The sequence below is a fragment of the Streptomyces sp. NK15101 genome, from assembly GCF_020400725.1.
GTDB lineage: Bacteria > Actinomycetota > Actinomycetes > Streptomycetales > Streptomycetaceae > Streptomyces.
Genome location: NZ_JAINVG010000009.1, coordinates 117,790 through 135,645, shown reverse-complemented (window position 1 = coordinate 135,645; position 17,856 = coordinate 117,790). Strand labels below are relative to the sequence as shown.

15 protein-coding genes and 3 pseudogenes are annotated in these 17,856 nt (G+C 72.4%); 9 read left to right on the top strand and 9 right to left on the bottom strand.

The window, feature by feature from the left end:
- Positions 1-60: 60 nt before the first annotated feature.
- From araD to K7G60_RS07620, 3 genes are read right to left on the bottom strand one after another with little or no spacing between them, the layout of a single operon-like run.
- A complete protein-coding gene (gene araD, locus K7G60_RS07630) occupies positions 61-1,782 on the bottom strand; it encodes an L-arabinonate dehydratase (RefSeq protein WP_225800028.1) in 1,722 nt (573 codons plus the stop codon).
- Positions 1,779-2,681, bottom strand: a complete 903-nt coding sequence (locus K7G60_RS07625) for a dihydrodipicolinate synthase family protein (protein WP_225800027.1) — start codon at positions 2,679-2,681, stop codon at positions 1,779-1,781. Before K7G60_RS07625 ends, araD begins: the two co-directional genes overlap by 4 nt.
- Before the next feature lie 2 nt (positions 2,682-2,683).
- On the bottom strand, positions 2,684-3,373 hold the full coding sequence (locus tag K7G60_RS07620) for a GntR family transcriptional regulator (RefSeq protein WP_225800026.1): 690 nt from the start codon (positions 3,371-3,373) through the stop codon (positions 2,684-2,686).
- A 164-nt stretch (positions 3,374-3,537) separates the two neighbouring features.
- Here K7G60_RS07620 and K7G60_RS07615 point away from each other — a divergent pair.
- The 6 genes and pseudogenes from K7G60_RS07615 to K7G60_RS07590 all read left to right on the top strand — a co-directional run.
- Positions 3,538-3,948, top strand: a pseudogene (locus tag K7G60_RS07615) (alpha-xylosidase); the annotation flags it as partial.
- 118 nt (positions 3,949-4,066) lie between these two features.
- The gene (locus K7G60_RS07610; RefSeq protein WP_225800025.1) at positions 4,067-5,062 is read left to right on the top strand and encodes a GNAT family N-acetyltransferase; all 996 of its coding nucleotides are present in this window, start codon (positions 4,067-4,069) and stop codon (positions 5,060-5,062) included.
- A gap of 662 nt (positions 5,063-5,724) precedes the next feature.
- Entirely contained in the window at positions 5,725-6,525 is an 801-nt protein-coding gene (locus K7G60_RS07605) for a helix-turn-helix transcriptional regulator (protein WP_225800024.1), read from the top strand.
- Positions 6,522-6,731, top strand: a complete 210-nt coding sequence (locus K7G60_RS07600) for a DUF397 domain-containing protein (RefSeq protein ID WP_225800023.1) — start codon at positions 6,522-6,524, stop codon at positions 6,729-6,731. Before K7G60_RS07605 ends, K7G60_RS07600 begins: the two co-directional genes overlap by 4 nt.
- Before the next feature lie 296 nt (positions 6,732-7,027).
- Entirely contained in the window at positions 7,028-8,176 is a 1,149-nt protein-coding gene (locus tag K7G60_RS07595) for a Cmx/CmrA family chloramphenicol efflux MFS transporter (protein ID WP_225800064.1), read from the top strand.
- Positions 8,173-8,640, top strand: coding sequence for a pyridoxamine 5'-phosphate oxidase family protein (locus tag K7G60_RS07590; protein WP_225800022.1), 468 nt, complete (start codon positions 8,173-8,175; stop codon positions 8,638-8,640). Before K7G60_RS07595 ends, K7G60_RS07590 begins: the two co-directional genes overlap by 4 nt.
- A 2-nt stretch (positions 8,641-8,642) precedes the next feature.
- Here K7G60_RS07590 and K7G60_RS07585 read toward each other — a convergent pair.
- From K7G60_RS07585 to K7G60_RS07570, 3 genes and pseudogenes are all read right to left on the bottom strand, one after another.
- Positions 8,643-8,987, bottom strand: a pseudogene (locus K7G60_RS07585) (nuclear transport factor 2 family protein); the annotation flags it as partial.
- Between the two features lie 164 nt (positions 8,988-9,151).
- The gene (locus tag K7G60_RS07580) at positions 9,152-9,295 is read right to left on the bottom strand and encodes a hypothetical protein (protein WP_225800021.1); all 144 of its coding nucleotides are present in this window, start codon (positions 9,293-9,295) and stop codon (positions 9,152-9,154) included.
- A 984-nt stretch (positions 9,296-10,279) separates the two neighbouring features.
- A pseudogene (locus K7G60_RS07570) lies at positions 10,280-10,699 on the bottom strand (mandelate racemase/muconate lactonizing enzyme family protein); the annotation flags it as partial.
- A gap of 165 nt (positions 10,700-10,864) precedes the next feature.
- Here K7G60_RS07570 and K7G60_RS07565 point away from each other — a divergent pair.
- On the top strand, positions 10,865-11,635 hold the full coding sequence (locus K7G60_RS07565; protein ID WP_225800020.1) for an IclR family transcriptional regulator: 771 nt from the start codon (positions 10,865-10,867) through the stop codon (positions 11,633-11,635).
- 12 nt (positions 11,636-11,647) lie between these two features.
- On the opposite strand, the gene K7G60_RS07560 is transcribed toward K7G60_RS07565, so the two are convergent.
- Positions 11,648-12,280 carry an ROK family protein gene (locus K7G60_RS07560; RefSeq protein ID WP_225800019.1) on the bottom strand — a complete coding sequence of 211 codons (633 nt, stop codon included), beginning with the start codon at positions 12,278-12,280 and terminating at the stop codon, positions 11,648-11,650.
- Between the two features lie 83 nt (positions 12,281-12,363).
- On the opposite strand from K7G60_RS07560, the gene K7G60_RS38795 reads away from it, so the two are divergent.
- Positions 12,364-12,495, top strand: a complete 132-nt coding sequence (locus tag K7G60_RS38795) for a hypothetical protein (protein ID WP_263985622.1) — start codon at positions 12,364-12,366, stop codon at positions 12,493-12,495.
- Between the two features lie 67 nt (positions 12,496-12,562).
- On the opposite strand, the gene K7G60_RS07555 is transcribed toward K7G60_RS38795, so the two are convergent.
- Positions 12,563-14,143 (bottom strand): arabinogalactan endo-1,4-beta-galactosidase, encoded by a 1,581-nt coding sequence (locus tag K7G60_RS07555; protein WP_225800018.1) that lies wholly within the window; start codon positions 14,141-14,143, stop codon positions 12,563-12,565.
- Positions 14,144-14,287: 144 nt separating this feature from the next.
- On the bottom strand, positions 14,288-16,312 hold the full coding sequence (locus K7G60_RS07550; RefSeq protein WP_225800017.1) for a beta-galactosidase: 2,025 nt from the start codon (positions 16,310-16,312) through the stop codon (positions 14,288-14,290).
- A gap of 210 nt (positions 16,313-16,522) precedes the next feature.
- Here K7G60_RS07550 and K7G60_RS07545 point away from each other — a divergent pair, with 210 nt between their 5' ends.
- Complete coding sequence (locus K7G60_RS07545; RefSeq protein ID WP_225800016.1) at positions 16,523-17,839, top strand: ABC transporter substrate-binding protein; 1,317 nt, start codon at positions 16,523-16,525, stop codon at positions 17,837-17,839.
- Positions 17,840-17,856 lie beyond the last annotated feature (17 nt).

Here is a 17,856-nt window from a genome sequence, read left to right as displayed (position 1 = left end):
TCGCGAACGACGTTCGAGATTTCGGACGGGCGGGACGGGGAGTGCGCGGCCGGGCGTGGATCAGCCCGCGTACGGATCGGGGGTGGCTCCCGGCCGGGCCAGGAACGCGAAGTCGCAGCCGGTGTCCGCCTGGGAGATCTGCTCCATGTAGAGCGCGCCGTAGCCGCGCTCGTACCGGGCCGGCGGCGGCGTCCACGCGGCCCTGCGGCCGTCCAGCTCCTCGGTCGTGACGTGCAGGTGGAGGGAGCGGGCCGCGACGTCGAGGGTGATCGTGTCGCCCGTACGGACGAGGGCGAGGGGTCCGCCGACGTGCGACTCGGGCGCCACGTGCAGCACGCACGCCCCGTAACTCGTCCCGCTCATCCGGGCGTCCGAGATCCGGACCATGTCCCGCACCCCCTGCTCCAGGAGGTACCGGGGGATGGGCAGCATGCCGTACTCGGGCATCCCCGGCCCGCCCTTCGGACCCGCGCCGCGCAGCACGAGCACGTGCTCGGCCGTGATCCCGAGCGCCGGGTCGTCGATGGTCCGCTGCATCGTCCGGTAGTCGTCGAAGACGACCGCGGGACCGGTGTGCTTCAGGAGGCGGGGCTCGGCCGCGATGTGCTTGATGACGGCGCCGTCGGGGCAGAGGTTGCCGCGCAGGACCGCGACCCCGCCCTCGGCGGCCAGCGGCCTCGACCGCTGCCGGATCACCTCGTCGTCGTGGACGAGGGCGCCGGCCAGCTGCTCGCGCAGCGTCGCGTGCGAGACGGTCGGCCGGTCCAGGTGGAGCACGTCGGTCAGCCGGGACAGGAACCCGGTCATGCCGCCCGCGAAGTGGAAGTCCTCCATCAGGTACCGCCCGCCGGGCCGCAGGTTCGCGAGCACCGGCACGGTCCGCGCGATCCGGTCGAAGTCGTCGAGCGTCAGCTTCACCCCCGACCGGCCGGCCATCGCGATCAGATGGATGACCGCGTTGGTCGAACCGCCGAGGGCCAGGACGGCCGCCACGGCGTCCTCGTACGCCTCCCGGGTCAGGATCCGGGAGAGCCTGACGTCCTTCCGCACGAGCTCCACGATCCGCAGCCCCGACGCGGCGGCCATCCGGTCGTGCCCGGAGTCCACCGCCGGCACCGAGGAGGCACCCGGCACGGTCACGCCCAGGGTCTCGGCGGCGGCGGTGAGCGTGGACGCCGTGCCCATCGTCATGCAGTGGCCGGGGGAGCGGGCGAGACCGCTCTCCAGCTCGGCCATCTCGCAGTCGCCGATCGTTCCGGCCCGCTTCTCGTCCCAGTACTTCCACATGTCCGTGCCGGAGCCGAGCGTCTCGCCCCGCCAGTGGCCCGGCAGCATCGGTCCCGCCGGCACGAACACGGTCGGCAGGTCGACCGAGGCCGCGCCCATGAGGAGCGCCGGGGTCGTCTTGTCGCAGCCGCCCATGAGGACCGCCCCGTCCACCGGGTACGAGCGCAGCAGCTCCTCCGTCTCCATCGCCAGGAGGTTGCGGTAGAGCATGGGGGTCGGCTTCTGGAAGGTCTCCGACAGGGTGGAGACCGGGAATTCCAGCGGGAAGCCGCCCGCCTGCCACACGCCCCGCTTCACCGCCTGCGCCCGGTCCCGCAGATGGACGTGGCAGGGGTTGATGTCGGACCAGGTGTTGAGGACCGCGATCACCGGCTTGCCGAGGTGCTCCTCGGGCAGGTAGCCGAGCTGCCGGGTGCGGGCGCGGTGGCTGAACGAGCGCAGCCCGTCCGTGCCGTACCACTGGTGGCTGCGGAGCTCCTCCGGACGCCTGCTCATACCGGCCACCCGGCGGCTATCGCCGCCACCTCGGCCCGCTCCGCCTCCGGGAGTTCCCGGCTCGGCGGGCGGATGTCACGGCGGCACAGGCCGAGCGAGGCGAGGGCCTCCTTCACCACGGTCACGTTGTCGGCGCTCGCGTTGGCCGCGCGCAGCTCCTCGAAGCGGCGGATCCGCTCCCACACCTTCATCGCCGTCGGGTAGTCGCCCGCCCGCAGCGCCTCCAGCATCTCCAGGGAGAGTGCGGGGGAGACGTTGACCAGACCGGAGGTGAAGCCGGTCGCGCCGCCCGCGAAGTACGCGGGCGCGTACGGCTCGGCGAGGCCCGCCACCCACACGAACCGGTCGAGGCCCGCGTCACGCGCGAAGCCGGCGAACCGGGCCGCGTCCGGGACGGCGTACTTCACGCCGACGACGTTGGGGCAGGCGGAGCCGAGTTCGGCGAGCCGGGCCCCGCTCAGGAGCGGGTTGCGGAGGTAGGGGACGACGCCGAGCTCGGGCACGGCCTCGGCGATGGCCCGGTGGTAGTCGACCCAGCCGCTCTCGGAGACGTACGGGTGGACGGGCTGGTGGACCATCACCATGTGGGCGCCGGCGGCGCGGGCGTGCCGGGCGGCCTCCACCGCGGTCGGCACGTCGTGTCCGACGCCGACCAGGACCGCGGCGCGACCGGCGGCCTCCTCGACGGTGGCCTCGGTGAGGGAGCGGCGCTCCTCGGGGGTGAGGGCGTAGAACTCGCCGGTGTTGCCGTTGGGGGTGAGGGTGCGGACCCCGCCGTCGAGCAGCCGGCGCAGGAGCGCGCGGTGGGCGGCGGTGTCCACGGAGCCGTCCTCGGCGAACGGGGTGACCGGGATGGCCACGACGTCGGCGAGGGCGGCCCTCATCGTCTCGAATTCCATGCTCACTCGCTGTTCGCTCGTTCGCTGTTCACGGGGGACTGGGGGAGACGCGGTTCGGGGGACCGGGGGAAGGCGCGCTCGACGAACGAGGCGATGTGGTCGTGCACGGCCCTGCCCGCCCCCTCGACGTCGCCCGCGACGGCGAGGCGCAGGATCTCCGCGTGCTCGGCGGCCTCGCGCTCCCAGGAGGGGACGGCGGCCCAGGCGACCGTGGAGACCAGGGCCGCCTGGTCGCGGACCTCGTCGAGCATCCGGCCGAGCAGCGGATTGCCGCAGGGCAGGTAGAGCGCCCGGTGGAAGTCCCGGTTGGCGAGGGACCGTTCGGCCGGGTCCTCGGCTCCGGCGGCGCGGCGCAGGGCCTCGTCGGCCGCGTCGAGCGGGGCGCCGGAGGCGACGGCGCGGCGGACGGCCTCGGGCTCCAGGAGCAGGCGCACGTCGTACACCGCGCGGGCCATGTCCGCGTCGACCGTCCGGACCGTGACGCCCTTGTACTGGCTCATCACCACGAGCCCGCTGCCCGCGAGGGTCTTGAGCGCCTCGCGGACCGGGGTCTTCGACACCCCGAAGCGCGCGGCGAGTTCGGTCTCCACGAGCGCCTGGCCGGGTCTGAGGCCCCCGGTGAGGATGTCGTGCTTGATCGCTTCCAGGACGTACTGGGTGCGGGAGGGGATGGGGCTGGGGGCGAAGGCCATGGAGCACTCTCAGATCTCGTGTATCGCGTCTCATATATGACGTACGAAGTGCAACGGGCATGAAGCTAAGGGGGCGCTGATGTTTCGTCAATGGGTCGCGCAAGCGCTTTCTGAACGGAGTGGGCGGGACCCGGGGGCTGGTTCGCCGTGTTGTTTTCCGGGATGACTGTTCCGGGATGACTGAGGGAGTCATCGGCGTCCGCGTCACCCACCACGCCGGAAAGGCCCGCCCGGGCCCCGACTTCGCCCTCGACGCCTCCGGGAACGCCGAGGGCGCGGTCCACGAGGACGGACCCGTCGTCGAACTCGCCTCCGGACCCCTCCGGTTGCGCCTGGACCGCTCGAAGCCCTGGACCCTGGAGTTCCGCGATCCGGCGGGCCGCCCCCTCGCCGAGGCGGGCCGCAAGGGCACCGCCTTCGTCACCACCCCCGACGGCGCCCACCATATGGCCGTCCAGCCGGCACTCGGCGTCGGCGAGCAGATCCTCGGCCTCGGCGAACGCTTCACGCCCTTCGTGAAGAACGGCCAGAGCGTCGACATCTGGCAGGCCGACGGCGGCACCAGCAGCGAACAGGAAGGCCATGGAGTACGTCCGGGGCGCGCCGCACCAAACGAGTTCCGCCGTTCGATCGACGCGGCCTACGCTTGCGTGATCGATGACATCGCACATCCGACGCGACGGGGGTCCTGGTGTGGGCGTGAGCAGCGGCGACGGCCTTGTGCCGCTGGAATGCGTGCCTGGTTACGTCTTCCGGCCGTACCGCGGTCAGGAAGACCACGGCGCCATGGCCGCCGTGCGGCTGGGCTGCGCGAAGCGGGACCGGATCGATGCCCGCTCGGTCGTGGAAGGTCTCCCGACGGCAGCCGAGATCGCCGAAGCCTCCGCCAGGCTGGACGACCCGTCCCATGACCAAGTCCTGGTGGAGCACGACGGTGGCGTCGTCGGCTACTCGACGATCAGGTGGTGGCAGGAGCGAGACGGGACGTGGTTGTACCTGCACCGTGGCTACCTGCTGCCCGAGCACCGCGGCCGGGGCATCGGCTCAGCCATGCTCGGCTGGGCGGAACGCCGTATCCGCCGGCTCGTGCGACAGCACGGAACCGCACGGACGGCCGTGCTCGGCGCGAACGCCATGGCCTCTGAACAGGATGCGACGACACTGCTGCTCGAAACCGGATACCGACGTGTCTTCAGCCTGGTGGAGCTGGAGCTGGCAGATCTCCGACAGCTCCCCGACCGCAAGACGTTGCCGGTCGGCATCCGAGTCGGTCGCATCGATCCAAGCAGCTACCGCGCGGCCTGGAAGACGGTCGTCGACTCCTATGCGGGCGCCGCCTTCACCGAGAGGTGGACCTTCGAGAGCTTCCTCGCCACGGCCGATCCGACCTGCTGGCGGGCCGCTTGGGAGGGGAAACACATGGCCGGTGTCGCCCTGTGCTCCATCCGTCGGCAGGACCCCACCGTGGGCGAGGTCGAGGAATTGAGCGTCCGGAAGGAGTCGAGACGGCTGGGACTCGGGCGGGCCCTGCTGCTGGACGGGTTGCGATGCCTTCGCGAGCACGGTGCCGAAACCGCCCGGTTGTACACAGGGACCGCGAATCCGCACCGCTCCTACGACCTCTACGAGAGCGTGGGGTTCCGGCGCCAGGGCGAGCACGTCCGCTACCGCAAGCCGATCACCGTCTGACCCGACGGGGGCGGCTCCGCGGCGCCTTGGCGGTGCGGAACCTCCGCCGTGATCACGGCTGCTCAGGAGGGTCCACCGGGAGGCTCAACTTCGGCTTGGCGTGAGGGTGGTTGCGCATCTCGACCCGGAAGTCCGCCGCCGCCGACTGGTCGTGCGTCCGGAGGCGGTACCGCTCCCAATCGGCGGCGAGCGCGCACGTCGCGCAGCCCGGGGCCGGTACGGCGGGCGGTACGGGGTCCACCGAGAGCACCACTGGTGGCTCGGGACAGGTCTGCCGTGCACGGCGTGTCGGCCTCGTCGCCGTGACCGGGCGGGTGAGGACAAGGATCAGCGCGCGTTCTTCCTCGGTCGGGCGGCGAAGCCCGGACGGTGCGGCCGTCCACACGGTTCCCCCGCCTGGCGGTTGCAGATGGACGACGTTCCCGTCCCACGCGGTGACTTTGCCGAGCCGAGGGGTCCCCTCGGTGGTGTCTTCCGCCATGAACGTCCCGAGGCCGGGGACCGGGCCGGGGTGGTCGCATGCGGGCATGGTCGCTCCTCTCCGTAGTGAAACCACTACCTGGAGCACTCGGCGTGGCCTACAGTCGGAGAGTCCTCAACGTTCGGTTTTCTGGGGGAGAACTGTGGGCTATCGCAAGAGGCTTGACCCGGACAGTGGACCCATGGCCGCGTACGGGGCACGTCTGCGCAGGTTACGCGAGGAGCGGGGCTGGACGCAGGAGGAGCTGGCCGCGCGTACGGGATACTCCGGCAAGCATATTTCGGGCGTCGAAATCGGTAGTCGACCCGCAACTCTCAGATTCTCGAGAGCTATTGACGAGTCGTTCGGACTGGTGGGAACAGGTCAGTCGTTCGATCGCGAGTGTCGGCAAGTGCGGCACGGTGTGCTGCTGGAGGGCTTCCCTGAATACGTCGCCCAAGAGCGCAAGGCCGTTGAGATCCGCCTGTTCACGATCGGGATCATCCCGGGGCTCCTTCAGACGCCCGAGTACGCGCGGACAGTGACGGATAGCTTCGTCTCGCGTGGGGCCGCTACGGCGGACCAGGCCGCAGAGCGAATGGCGTACCTGATGGAGCGCCAGAAGATCCTGGAGCAAGGGAGGCCCCCGATGCTCTTCGTCGTGATGGACGAGAGCTGTCTCCGTCGCCCCGTAGGCGGCCCCGGCGTCATGGCTGCGCAGCTCGACCGGCTCGTGGAGTTCGCGGAGCACCCAAACACCGTCGTCCAGGTGGCGCCGTTCGCCATAGGGGAGAGGCGCCCGCTCGATCTTCCTCTCTACCTGCTGACCTTGCCTGACAGGTCCGTGATCTCCTATGCCGAATCGCAGTCCAAAGGCCATTTGGAGCGGGAAAACGGAGCCGTATCGTCCATGCTCACGGCCTATCATCAGCTCGCGGCGGAATCGCTCTCGCAAGCCGGCTCCGTGACCATGATCAAGGAAGTGCGAAAGGGCATGCTGTGACCAACGAGTCTCCCCTCTGGTTCAAGTCTTCCTTCAGCGGCAACGGTGGCGCTGACTGCGTCGAAGTCGCCCACAACCTCGTCCCCACCCTCGGCACCGTCCCCGTCCGCGACTCGAAGGTTCCGGGCGGCCCGACCTTCGCCGTCTCCGCCGCCGCCTTCACCGCCTTCGTCGACTCGCTCAAGGAGCAGCGGCCCGGCGCCTGAGGCGTCGGCGGGCGGGAAACCGGTGCGGGCGGCGTACCGGGCCGCTAGCCTGCCCCGTATGGCGAGCCCCGAGGCGTCCAGAGCGGGGGGCTTTCGGTCACGTGCCGTCAGCCCCTGAGTCCGTTCTCCCCTGAGCCGGTGACATCACCGACCTGCTGCCGCGACCGCGCGGCCGGTCGCGCACGCCCGCGCACGGGAGGGCGGCACCCGGGCCGGCGGCGGTGACGAGACGACGTCCACCGTTCTCGCCCACCCCGGAGCCATCCGTGCCCCAGCCCCAGGCCCAACGCCGCCCCCTGCCCCTTCCCCTGTACCTGCTCGCCCTGGCCGTCTTCGCCATGGGCACCTCCGAGTTCATGCTCGCCGGCCTGCTGCCGGACATCGCCGCGGAACTCGGCGTCCCGGTCGGGACCGCCGGACTGCTCACCGCGGCCTTCGCCGCCGGGATGGTCGTCGGCGCCCCGCTGACGGCCGTACTCGCCCGTGGCCGGTCCGGCCGGTCCGGACTCCCCGGCCTCGTCCTCGTGTTCCTGGCCGCCCACGTCCTCGCGGCCACCACCACGAGCTTCCCGGTGCTCCTCGCCACCCGTGTCGCCGCCGCCCTCGCGAACGCCGGGTTCCTCGCCGTCGCCCTGACGACCGCCGCCGCGCTCGTCCCGCCGGAGCGGAAGGGCCGCGCGCTTGCCGTCCTGCTGTCCGGCACGACCGTGGCCACGATCGCCGGCGTTCCCGGCGGCGCGCTGCTCGGGGCGCTCCTCGGGTGGCGGGCCGCCTTCTGGGCCGTCGCCGTCCTCTGTCTGCCCGCCGTCCTCGGCGTCCTGCGCGGCCTCCCCGTCCCGGACGGGGAGCGGGCGGTGCGACCGGCGCTGCGGGCGGAGCTCGCGCGGCTGAGGCGCCCGCGCCTGCTCCTGGTGATGCTGCTCGGCGCCCTGGTGAACGCCGCCACCTTCGGCAGCTTCACCTTCCTCGCGCCCCTCGTGACCGGCACGGCCCGGCTCGGCGCGGTGTGGGTCCCCGTCGTCCTGGTGCTCTTCGGCGCCGGATCCTTCGCCGGGGTGGGCATCGCCGGACGGCTCGCCGACCGGCGGCCCGGCCCCGTACTGTCCGCCGGTGCACCGCTGCTGCTCGTGGGCTGGCCGGCACTGGCCCTGTTCGCCGCGTGGCCGGCCGCCGTTCTCGTCCTCGTGTTCGTCCTCGGCACGCTGTCGTTCGCGGTGGGCGCCACCCTGATCACCCGGGTCATGCACGAGGCCGACGGAGCCCCCACCCTGGCCGGTGCCTACGCGACGGCCGCGCTCAACACCGGCGCCGTCCTCGGCCCGCTCCTCGCCGGGCTCGCCCTCGGCACGGCGGCCGGGGACCGGGGCCCGCTCTGGGTGAGTGCGGCCCTCGTCGCCGTCGTCCTGCTGCTCCTCCCCACCGCCCGAGTAGGGTCGCCCGCATGACCGAGAACAAGGGGACGCTGCGCGACACCGCGCAGCGGAAGAAGGACGTGCTGGCGCGGCTCGAGAAGGAGGTGGACATCTGGGTGGCCTCGGCCGACGGAGACGGACGGCCGTATCTCGTGCCGCTGGCCTTCCTCTGGGACGGCGAGGCCGTCTGGCTGTGCACCCGGCGGACCAACCCCACCGGGCGGAACCTCGCCGCCGGGGGCCGTGCCCGGCTCGCGCTCGGAGACACCCGGGACGTCGTCCTCATGGACGGCGAGGTCACGACCCACCCGAGCGACGACGTACCGGTGGCGGCGATCGAGGCCTTCGCCGCGAAGTGCGGCTGGGACCCCCGGAAGTCCGGCCCCGCCTACGTCTGGTTCCGGGTCGGGCCGGTGGCGGTGGAGGCCTGGATCGAGGAGCCCGAGATCGCGGGGCGCCACATCATGCGGGACGGCGTCTGGGCGGACGGGGCCTGAGCTCAGGAGTGCCGGTGGTAGGCCTTGTTGGCGATGAGCCAGCCGCCGTCCACCCGGAGCAGCAGGAACACGTCGGTGAAGGTGTCCGTCCCGTGGTGGAGCGTCATCGTCGCGGTGGCGACCGTTCCGTGGACCTCGACGGCGTCGATGACGCGGGACCGGTCCGGCTCGTCCGGGGCCGGCCGGCCGGGGAAGAGCGCGCAGTACTCGTCCAGGGTCCACGAGACGAACGCGCCGTCCCGGATGCCCTCGACGTGGGCGCCGGGCAGGAAAGCGGCGCGGAAGTGGGCCGGGTCGCCGGTGGCGTGGCCGCGCATGTAGGCGTGGAGGGGTGCCAGCACGGCGGCGTCCGCCGCGCTCGGGTGCGCTGTGGTCATGCGTCCCAGCGTGAGCGATCGCGAGGGTTGCGACAAGCGAGGATCCCGCAGGCCCGCCATGCGGGGTGCGCATGCCTCGTCATCGGGGCCCGCCCCGGGAACGAACCGGTGCCGGGCCCCCGGCGGCGGACCGTTCAGCCCGCGAAGGCGATGTGCGCGAGGCGTACGGGCCCGTGCGGCCGGACCCGGAGGTCCGTCACGTCCTGGAGGTGCAGCAGGGCGCCGAGCGTGCGGTAGGCGTACGGGCCACCCGCCGGCGCGACCTCGATCCGGGCCACGCGACCTCGATCCGGGCCAGGAGGGTGCCGTCGCCGGGGGCCGGCTCGACCGCGCCCCCGCCCGCCACCGTCACGGCGGCCTCCGTCACCCGGTCGGCGAAGTCGCAGGAACTGTAGAGGAGTTCGCCTCCCTCCACCGGATCCGCAGGGGTCACCACGTCGCCCGCGGCCTTCGTGCGGTCCACGATGACCGCGCCGGACTGCTCGTCGTAGGCGAACGACGTGTACGACGGGCCGTTCTCCCCGCGGCCAGGACGGTGGTGCGTCCATGTGAATCGCCTCGACGCGACCCGTCGAGTGATCGCTTCGGCGACCCGGGACGACCGTGACGCGGGGAAGTCGAGGTGTCCGGAGCGGGGGCGGCGCGATGCCGAAGCGCTTCGACGAAAGGCGGACTCCCCTGTTTCCTGAACCGTTCAGTCTTGACAGTGAACCGATCGGTATAGTTCTCTCCTTCCCGGGGGCGGCGCGGGCCGTCGGCCAGGACGAGGGAGGCGGAGAGATGTTCGCGGTGGTGTACCGGTGGCGGGTGAGTCCGGGCAAGGAGCAACTGCTCGTCGACGGCTGGCACCGGGTGACCGTGGCGATCCACCGGGAGTGCGGCAGCTACGGCTCCCGGCTCCACCGGGCGGACGACGGCACCTGGGTGGCGTACGCCCGATGGCCCGACCGTGAGACGCGGGAGAGGTGCGGGACCCCCGATCCGGAGGGCGAGGCGATGATGCGCGAGGCGATCGCGGAGTACTTCCCCGAGACGCGCCTCACCCTCGTCGACGACCTGCTCGCCGAGCCGCCGCGGGCGGACTGAAGGGCCGCGCGCCCGACGAGCGGTGAAGGGCCGCGCACTCGGCTGGTGGTGAAGGGCCGCCAGGCGCCGGCTGCCGGGAAGCGGGCCGACGGACCCTGCTGCCGGGACGTCGGGGTGCCGGTCGCGTGGCCATCGGGGTCCTCTGCCCGGGGTGGCGGACGCGGTACGGGACACGCGCGGGCCGCCGCGTGATAGACCTCCGGGGTGCGCTCGGTGGTGTACCGGCCGTTGGCGTACGCCTTGACCCGGTCGGTCACCTTCCCGCCGAGCAGCTGCCGGACGGGCACGCCGAGCGCCTTGCCCTTGATGCCCCAGCAGGCCGTCTCCACCACGGCGATCCCGGACATGACGATCTCGCCGGCCCGTCCGAAGTCCCCGTACCTCATGCGCCGGACGAGGTCCTCCACGGCGAACGGGTCGGAGCCCGCGATGTGGTTCGCCTCCGCCTCGCGGAGATACCCGACCAGGGCGTCGGTGTGGCCGAGCGTGCGGGTCTCGCCGACGCCGGTCAGCCCCTCGTCCGTGTGGACCAGGACGTACGTGAGGTTGCGCCGGGGCGTGCCGACGGCATGAGTGGTGATTCCCGTGATGCGCACGGTGCTTGCTCCGTTCGGAAGGCCGGACGCGGTCCGGCGAGTGGCGGCGTGACCGTGGGGAGCGGCCCACGGGGGTGTCGACGGAAGCGCGCCCACGCTACTCTCTGTCCGCGATTTCGGTCGTGGTGCGGAATATCGAACAGTGCGAGCGTGAGGTGGGGGGCCATGGGACGACTCGTACCCGCGGTGACCAGGGCATTCGACATACTGGAGCTCTTCCTCGAGGGCGACGGCACGCTGTCCGCCCCCGAGATCACCCGCAGGCTCCGGCTGCCGCGCACCACCACCCACGAGCTGGTCACCACCCTGACCGCCCGCAACTACCTCGCCCCCGTGCCGGAACAGCCCGGCCGCTACCGGCTCGGCGTCCGCACGTACCAGCTCGGCAGCCGGTACGCGGAGCAGCTCGACCTCGCGGCCGAGGGCCGGGAGGTGGCCCGCGAGGTGGCCGACACCTGCGGCGAGACCGTCCACGTCGCCCTCCTGGAGGACACCGACGTCATCTACATCGCCAAGGTGGACTCCAGTCACGCGGTGCGGATGGTCTCGGCGGTCGGTCGCCGGCTCCCCGCCCACTGCACGGCCGTCGGCAAGATGCTGCTCGCCACGCTCCCCGAGGACGAGCTCGACGAGCGCCTCGAAGGGCGCGAACTCGTCGCCATGACGCCCAGGAGCCTCACCGACCCGGACGCGCTGCGGGCCGCCCTCGCGGAGATCCGGGTCCTCGGGGTCGCCGTCGAGCAGCAGGAGTCCAACCCCGACGTCAGCTGTGTCGCCGCACCCGTACGGGACCGCTCCGGCCGGGTCGTCGCGGCGCTGTCCGTCTCCGTGCCGGTGCACCGCTGGAGCGAGGAGCGGGAGAACGAACTCACCGCCCTCGCGGTCAGGGGCGCCGGCGAACTCTCGGCACGCCTGGGCCATCGGGCGGGACGCTGAGTCGGGCACGCGTCACGCGCTCGCGTCGGCGTCCGCGCGTCCCGCGTCCCGGCGCCCGCGCGGCCGGCGCATGCGGCTGACCGGCCCGAAGACCTCCCGGTCGTCGAGGAAGCCCTCCAGGGCGAAGGCGGCCGTGCCCCGCGTGACCGCGTTGTGCGGCACCGCGCTGCGCCGCAGGGCCGCCGCCCGGTGCGGCAGCGGCAGGACGTGCCGGGTGACCGCCTCGTACGTGGCGCTCAGCAGTCGCTCGCCGAGCAGGTCCACGACCTGGTTGCCGAGGACGAGCGCGCGGGGGTTCAGCAGGTTCAGCAGATTGGCGACCGCCGCCCCCGGGTGACGCGCGGTCCGGTCGACGACGGCCTCGGCCACCGGGTCCCGCTCCGCCACCGCGCGGGCCAGGGCGGCGACCGTCGCCGCGTCGTCCGTCCCCGCCGCCCGCGCGTCGCCCGGGGCGAGCTCGCGCCGGGTCTGCGCGATCCCCCGGGTGCTGACGTACGCCTCGACGCAGTCCCGGTTGCCGCAGGTGCACAGCCGGCCGTCGACGGCGAGGCAGGTGTGGCCCCACTCGCCGGCGCTGTCGGTGAAGCCCCGGTAGAGCCGGCCGCCGATCGCGATCCCCGCTCCGACACCGGCGCGCAGGGGCACCGCCCCCGCCGAGGCGCGGGCGGCCGTCCGACCTGCTCGACTACCTCGTCGACCCCTCGGTCTTCCGGTACGAGGACGGTCACGTGGCCCTGCCGGCCGGCCCGGGCCTCGGGATCGAGGTCGACGCGAAGGCGGTCGGACGGGCCGCCGAGGTGGGGCACCGCTGGCGCAACCCGGCCCGGCGCCGGGACGACGGCTCGCCGGCCGAGTGGTAGCGGCCACGCCGAAGGGGCGGGCTCCTTCAGGAGTCCGCCCCGGTGTTCCGTCGGCTGTACGGGTCGGTCAGCGGTGGGCCAGCCGGCCCGCCGCCGGGAGCAGCTTGCCGTCGTAGTCGAACAGGGCCTGGTTCTCCCAGCCGTTGCCGGACGAGGAGTCGGCCGGGTCCCAGCCGTTGCCCGCGACGGCGGTCCACGCCGGCTCCCAGTAGATGACGCCCAGGCCGCGGCCGTTCGGCACCGCCTCGACGACGTTCATCACGTCACGCAGCCACGCCGACTGGCCGGCGCTGCTCGCCGGGTAGCCGGAGACGAGCTCGCTCGGCAGGTCGATGATGTTCTCGTGGCTGTCCTCGCTGTCCAGCCGGAACGGGTACGCGGTCTCCGCGACCATCACCTTCTTGCCGTAACGGGCCGAGATGTCGTCCAGGTTGGCCTGGAGCGAGGGCAGGGCGCCGTGCCAGTAGCCGTAGAAGGACAGCGCGATCACGTCGTAACTCACGCCCTGCGCCGCCGCGTTGTCGAACCAGGTGCGGTACAGGGCGTTGTCGCCGCCGTTGGCGAGGTGCAGTGCGATCCGGGTGCTCGAACTGACCTCCTTGGCGGCGGAGATCCCGGACTTCAGCAGCCCGGCCAGCTGGGTCCAGTTGCTCGTGGAGCCCTCGGGCCACAGCATGCCGGTGTTGATCTCGTTGCCGATCTGCACCATGTCGGCCGCGGTGCCCTGCGCCTTGAGGGCGTTGAGCACGTCGTACGTGTGGTCGTGGACATCGGTCTTCAGCTGGGTGTACGAGTGCCCCGACCAGGCCGCCGGCTTCGTCTGGGCCCCCGGGTCGGCCCAGATGTCCGAGTAGTGGAAGTCGACGAGCAGCTTCATGCCCTGCGCCTTGATCCTCTGCGCGGTGGCCAGGACGCGGGCCTTGTCGTTGTAGCCGTCGGCCGGGTTCACCCACACCTTGAGGCGGCCGTAGTTCGCGCCCGCCCCCTTGAGCAGCGCCACCGCGTCACCGGTGGTGCCCGCGCTCGACCTGTACGTCCCGCCGAGGTCCTCGCTCTTCTTCAGCGCGGACAGGTCGACGCCCCTGACCGTCAGACCGCTCGTGCCCGAGGCGAACGTCAGGTCGTCGACGTTGATCCAGTTGCCCGCCTTGGCGTCGGAGTTGACGCTGATCGTGCAGGCCCCGCCGACGACCTTGACCGGGGTGACGATCCGTATCCAGCCGCTCGACGTCACCGGGAGGTCGGTGCGCTGCTCGGCGGAGCCGCAGTTGCGCAGGGCGAGGTAGGCGGAGTTCTGCCCGCCGCCGGAGCGGACCCAGGCGCTGAGCGTGTAGTCGCCGTCGGTGAGACCGGAGAGGTACTGGTAGGTCTCCACCTTGTACGCGGCGGAGGACCAGTGGGTGAGGCGGAAGCTGCCGCTGTGGCCCCCGGCCTCGGTGAAGGAGGCGGCGTCCTGGCCGGCGGCGGAGTAGGTGGACCAGCCGGAGGGGGTGGCGGTCCCGGTGCCGCCGGCCTCGAAACCGGCATTGGCGAGGGTGCTCGCGGCGGCGGCCTCGTGCGCCGGGAGCGGGGCGAGCAACAGGCCCGCGCCGAGCACGGCGGCGAGCGACGGGGCCCGCAGGCGGAAGCGGCTTCTGGTGGTGCGCATCGTCGAGTCCCTTCGACGGTGACGGACGGGGAAGTGGTGCGGGGCGGTTCCTTGCGGGTGGTGCGGTGGCACGGCTCGCCCGGGGGCGGCGCAACGGGTGCGGGCCGCCCCCGGGGAGATCGGAGGGCCCCGGAGGAGGTGTGGTCAGGCGTCGAGGCGTACGACCCTGACGGCGCCGGCCGGGACGGTCAGCCTGCCGTCCGCCGGATCGCCGTGGAGGAGCTCCGTGCCGGAGCCGTCCAGCGGCACCTCGGCGTCCTCGGCGGAGTGGTTCAGCGCGAAGACGTACCGCTGCCCGGCGTCCCCGGCGCGGTGCACGACCTCGACGTCGCGCGGGAGTCCGGTGCGCGGGGCGACCCCGGCGTCCTCGCAGGCGGCGGCGAGGATCGCGTCGAGCGAGGCCGCGTCGAGCCGGGTGGAGACGTACCAGGCGGTGCCCCGGCCGAGCCGGTGGCGGGTGACGGCGGGCCCGCCGGCGGCCGGTCCGTCCGCGTACGTCCACACCGTCTCCGCGCCGCGCGGCCGGACGAACTCCGTCCAGACGTCGCCGGTGAGTGTGGCGCCGTCCGGTCCGGTGACGGTCACCCGCTGGTCGTCCAGGAGCGGGGACCACTCGTCCACGGTGAGGCCGAGGACCTCGCGCAGGGCGCCCGGGTGGGCGCCGGGGTGGACGGCGTCGTGCTCGTCGACGATCCCGGAGAAGTACGAGACGACGAGGGTGCCGCCGTTCTCGACGTACTCCCGCAGGTTGTCTCCGGCGGCCTCGGTGGTGAGGTAGAGCGCGGGGACGACGACCAGCGGGTACGCCGAGAGGTCGGACTCGGGGTGGGCGAAGTCGACGGTGAGGTGCCGGTCGTAGAGGGCCTCGTAGAAGCCGTCGGCGCGCTCGCGGGCCTCGTGGGCCTCGCTCGGCCGCCACTCCAGGCTCTGCGCCCACCAGGAGTGCCAGTCCCAGACCATGGCGACGTCCGGGACGGTCCGGGTGCCGCGGATCTCGGCGAGGGCCTCCACGTCGGCGCCGAGGGCGACGACCTCCCGCCAGATCCGGGTGTCGGTGCCGCCGTGCGGGACCATCGCGGAGTGGAACTTCTCGGCGCCGCGCCGGGACTGGCGCCACTGGAAGAACATGGCGCCCTCGGAGCCGCGGGCGACGTGGGCGAGGGAGTTGCGGGCCATCTCGCCGGGGCGCTTGGCGGGGTTGCGGGGCTGCCAGTTCACGCCGGAGGTGGAGTGCTCCAGGAGCAGCCAGGGCGCGCCGCCGGCGACGGAGCGGGTGAGGTCGGCGGCCATGGCGAGGTTGACGTGGGTGCGGCGGCCGTCGGTGATGAGGTAGTGGTCGTTGGTGACGAGGTCGACCTCGCGGCCCCAGGCCCAGTAGTCGAGGGAGTCGCACTGGCTGAGCGCGGTCATGAAGTTGGTGGTGACGGGGATGCCGGGGGCGAGCTCGTGCAGGACGTCCCGTTCCGCCCGGAAGTTCTCCCGGATGGTGGCGTCGGCGAAGCGGCGGTAGTCGAGCTGCTGGGCCGGGTTGCCGACGGTGGGGGTGACGCGGGGCGGGTCGATCTCCTCGTACGAGCCGTAGCGCTGGCCCCAGAAGGCGGTGCCCCAGGCCTCGTTGACGGCGTCGACCGAGCCGTACGTCTCGTGGAGCCAGCGGCGGAAGCGGGCGGCGCAGTTGTCGCAGTAGCAGGCGCTGACGGGGACGCCGTACTCGTTGTGGACGTGCCACAGGGCGAGCGCCGGGTGGCTGCCGTAGCGGCGGGCCAGCCGGGTGGTGATGCCGGCGGCGGCCGCGCGGTAGTCGCCGTTGCCGTGGCAGATCGCCCCGCGTGAGCCGTAGGAGAAGCGGACGCCCTCGGCGGTGACGGGCAGGGCCTCGGGGTGGGCGCGGTAGAACCAGGCGGGCGGCGCCACGGTGGGGGTGCCCAGGTCGACGCGGACGCCGTTCTCGTGGAGCAGGTCGAGGAGCCGGTCGAGCCAGCCGAAGTCGTAGCGGCCCGGCTCGGGTTCGAGGAGGGCCCAGGAGAAGATCCCGACGCTCACCATGGTGACGCCGGCCTCCCGCATCAGCCGGACGTCCTCCTGCCAGATGCTTTCCGGCCACTGCTCGGGGTTGTAGTCCCCGCCGAACGCGAGCCGGTGCAGGCCCTTCGGAGTGGTCTGCGGCATGAGTCTCTCCTGAAACCTCGGAAGACGGAAGCTCTGGGCTACCTGGGAACGTGCACACACTCGATCTCGATGCGGCAACGCAACATAACCGCACACGAACAACCATTGACAAGTGTCTGGAACGTTTCTCTACTGTGAACGCTCACAGATGCATGACCGGCCACCCCGCTCCAGGGAGAGGCCCCTTTTTCGGTCAGGGAGAAGCACCCCATGCCTCACATCACGCGCCGCGGTCTCGCCGCCGCCACCGCCGTCCTGCTCGGCGCCACCGCACTCTCCGCCTGCGGCTCCTCCGGCTCCGACGACGAGGCGGGCGCCGGCTCCGGCCCCGTCTCGCTCACCTACTGGGCCTGGGCACCCGGCATGGACAAGGTCGCCGCCCTCTGGAACGCCGAGCACCCCGACATCAAGGTCACCGTGCAGAAGCAGGCTTCCGGCGACGACCTCGTCACCAAGGTCATCACCGCGACCAAGGCGCACAAGGGACCGGACCTCGTCCAGGCCGAGTACCAGGCCCTCCCCACCCTCGTCAGCAACGACTCCCTGGCCGACGTGGCCGCCGAGGTCCCCGAGGACGTCAAGAACGCCTTCGCACCCGGCATCTGGCAGCAGACCACCTTCGGCGGCGAGGCCGTCTACGCCCTGCCGCAGGACTCCGGGCCGCTGATGTTCTTCTACCGCGAGGACCTCTTCGAGCAGTACGGCCTCTCCGTCCCCACCACCTGGGACGAGTTCGCCGCCACCGCCCGCACCCTGAAGAAGAAGGCCCCCGGCAAGTCCCTGACCACCTTCTCCGCCAACGACGCCGGCCTCTTCGCCGGCCTCTCCCAGCAGGCCGGCGCCAAGTGGTGGACCTTCGAGGGCGAGAAGTGGAAGGTCGGCATCGACGACGCCGCCACCAAGAAGGTCGCCGACTTCTGGGGCGGCCTGGTCGCCGAGGGCGCCATCGACAACCAGCCGATGTACACCCCCGCCTGGAACAAGGCCATGAACACCGGCGAGCAGCTCGCCTGGGTCAGCGCCGTCTGGGCCCCCGGCACCCTCACCACCGCCGCCCCCGACGGCAAGGGCAAGTGGGCCATGGCCCCGCTCCCGCAGTGGACCGAGGACGGGAACTCCACCGGCAGCTGGGGCGGTTCCTCCACCGCCGTCACCTCCGACTCGAAGCACAAGGAGGCCGCCGCGAAGTTCGCCGTCTGGCTGAACACCGACCCGAAGGCCCTCGCCGCCCTCGTCAAGGAGAGCGGCATCTACCCCGCCGCCACCGCCGCCCAGACCAGCGGCGCCCTCGCCGAGGCCCCCGCCTACTTCGCCAACCAGCCCGACTTCTACACCCGCGCCGCCGAGATCGCGAAGACCACCGCGCCGGCCGCCTGGGGCCCCAACGTGAACGTCGCCTACACCTCCTTCAAGGACGAGTTCGGCAAGGCCGCCAAGGCCAGGTCCGGCTTCGGCACCGCCCTGACCGCCGTCCGGAACACCACCGTCGCGGACCTGGAGAAGCAGGGCTTCGGAGTCGCCAAGTGACGCGGCCCCGCCAGGGC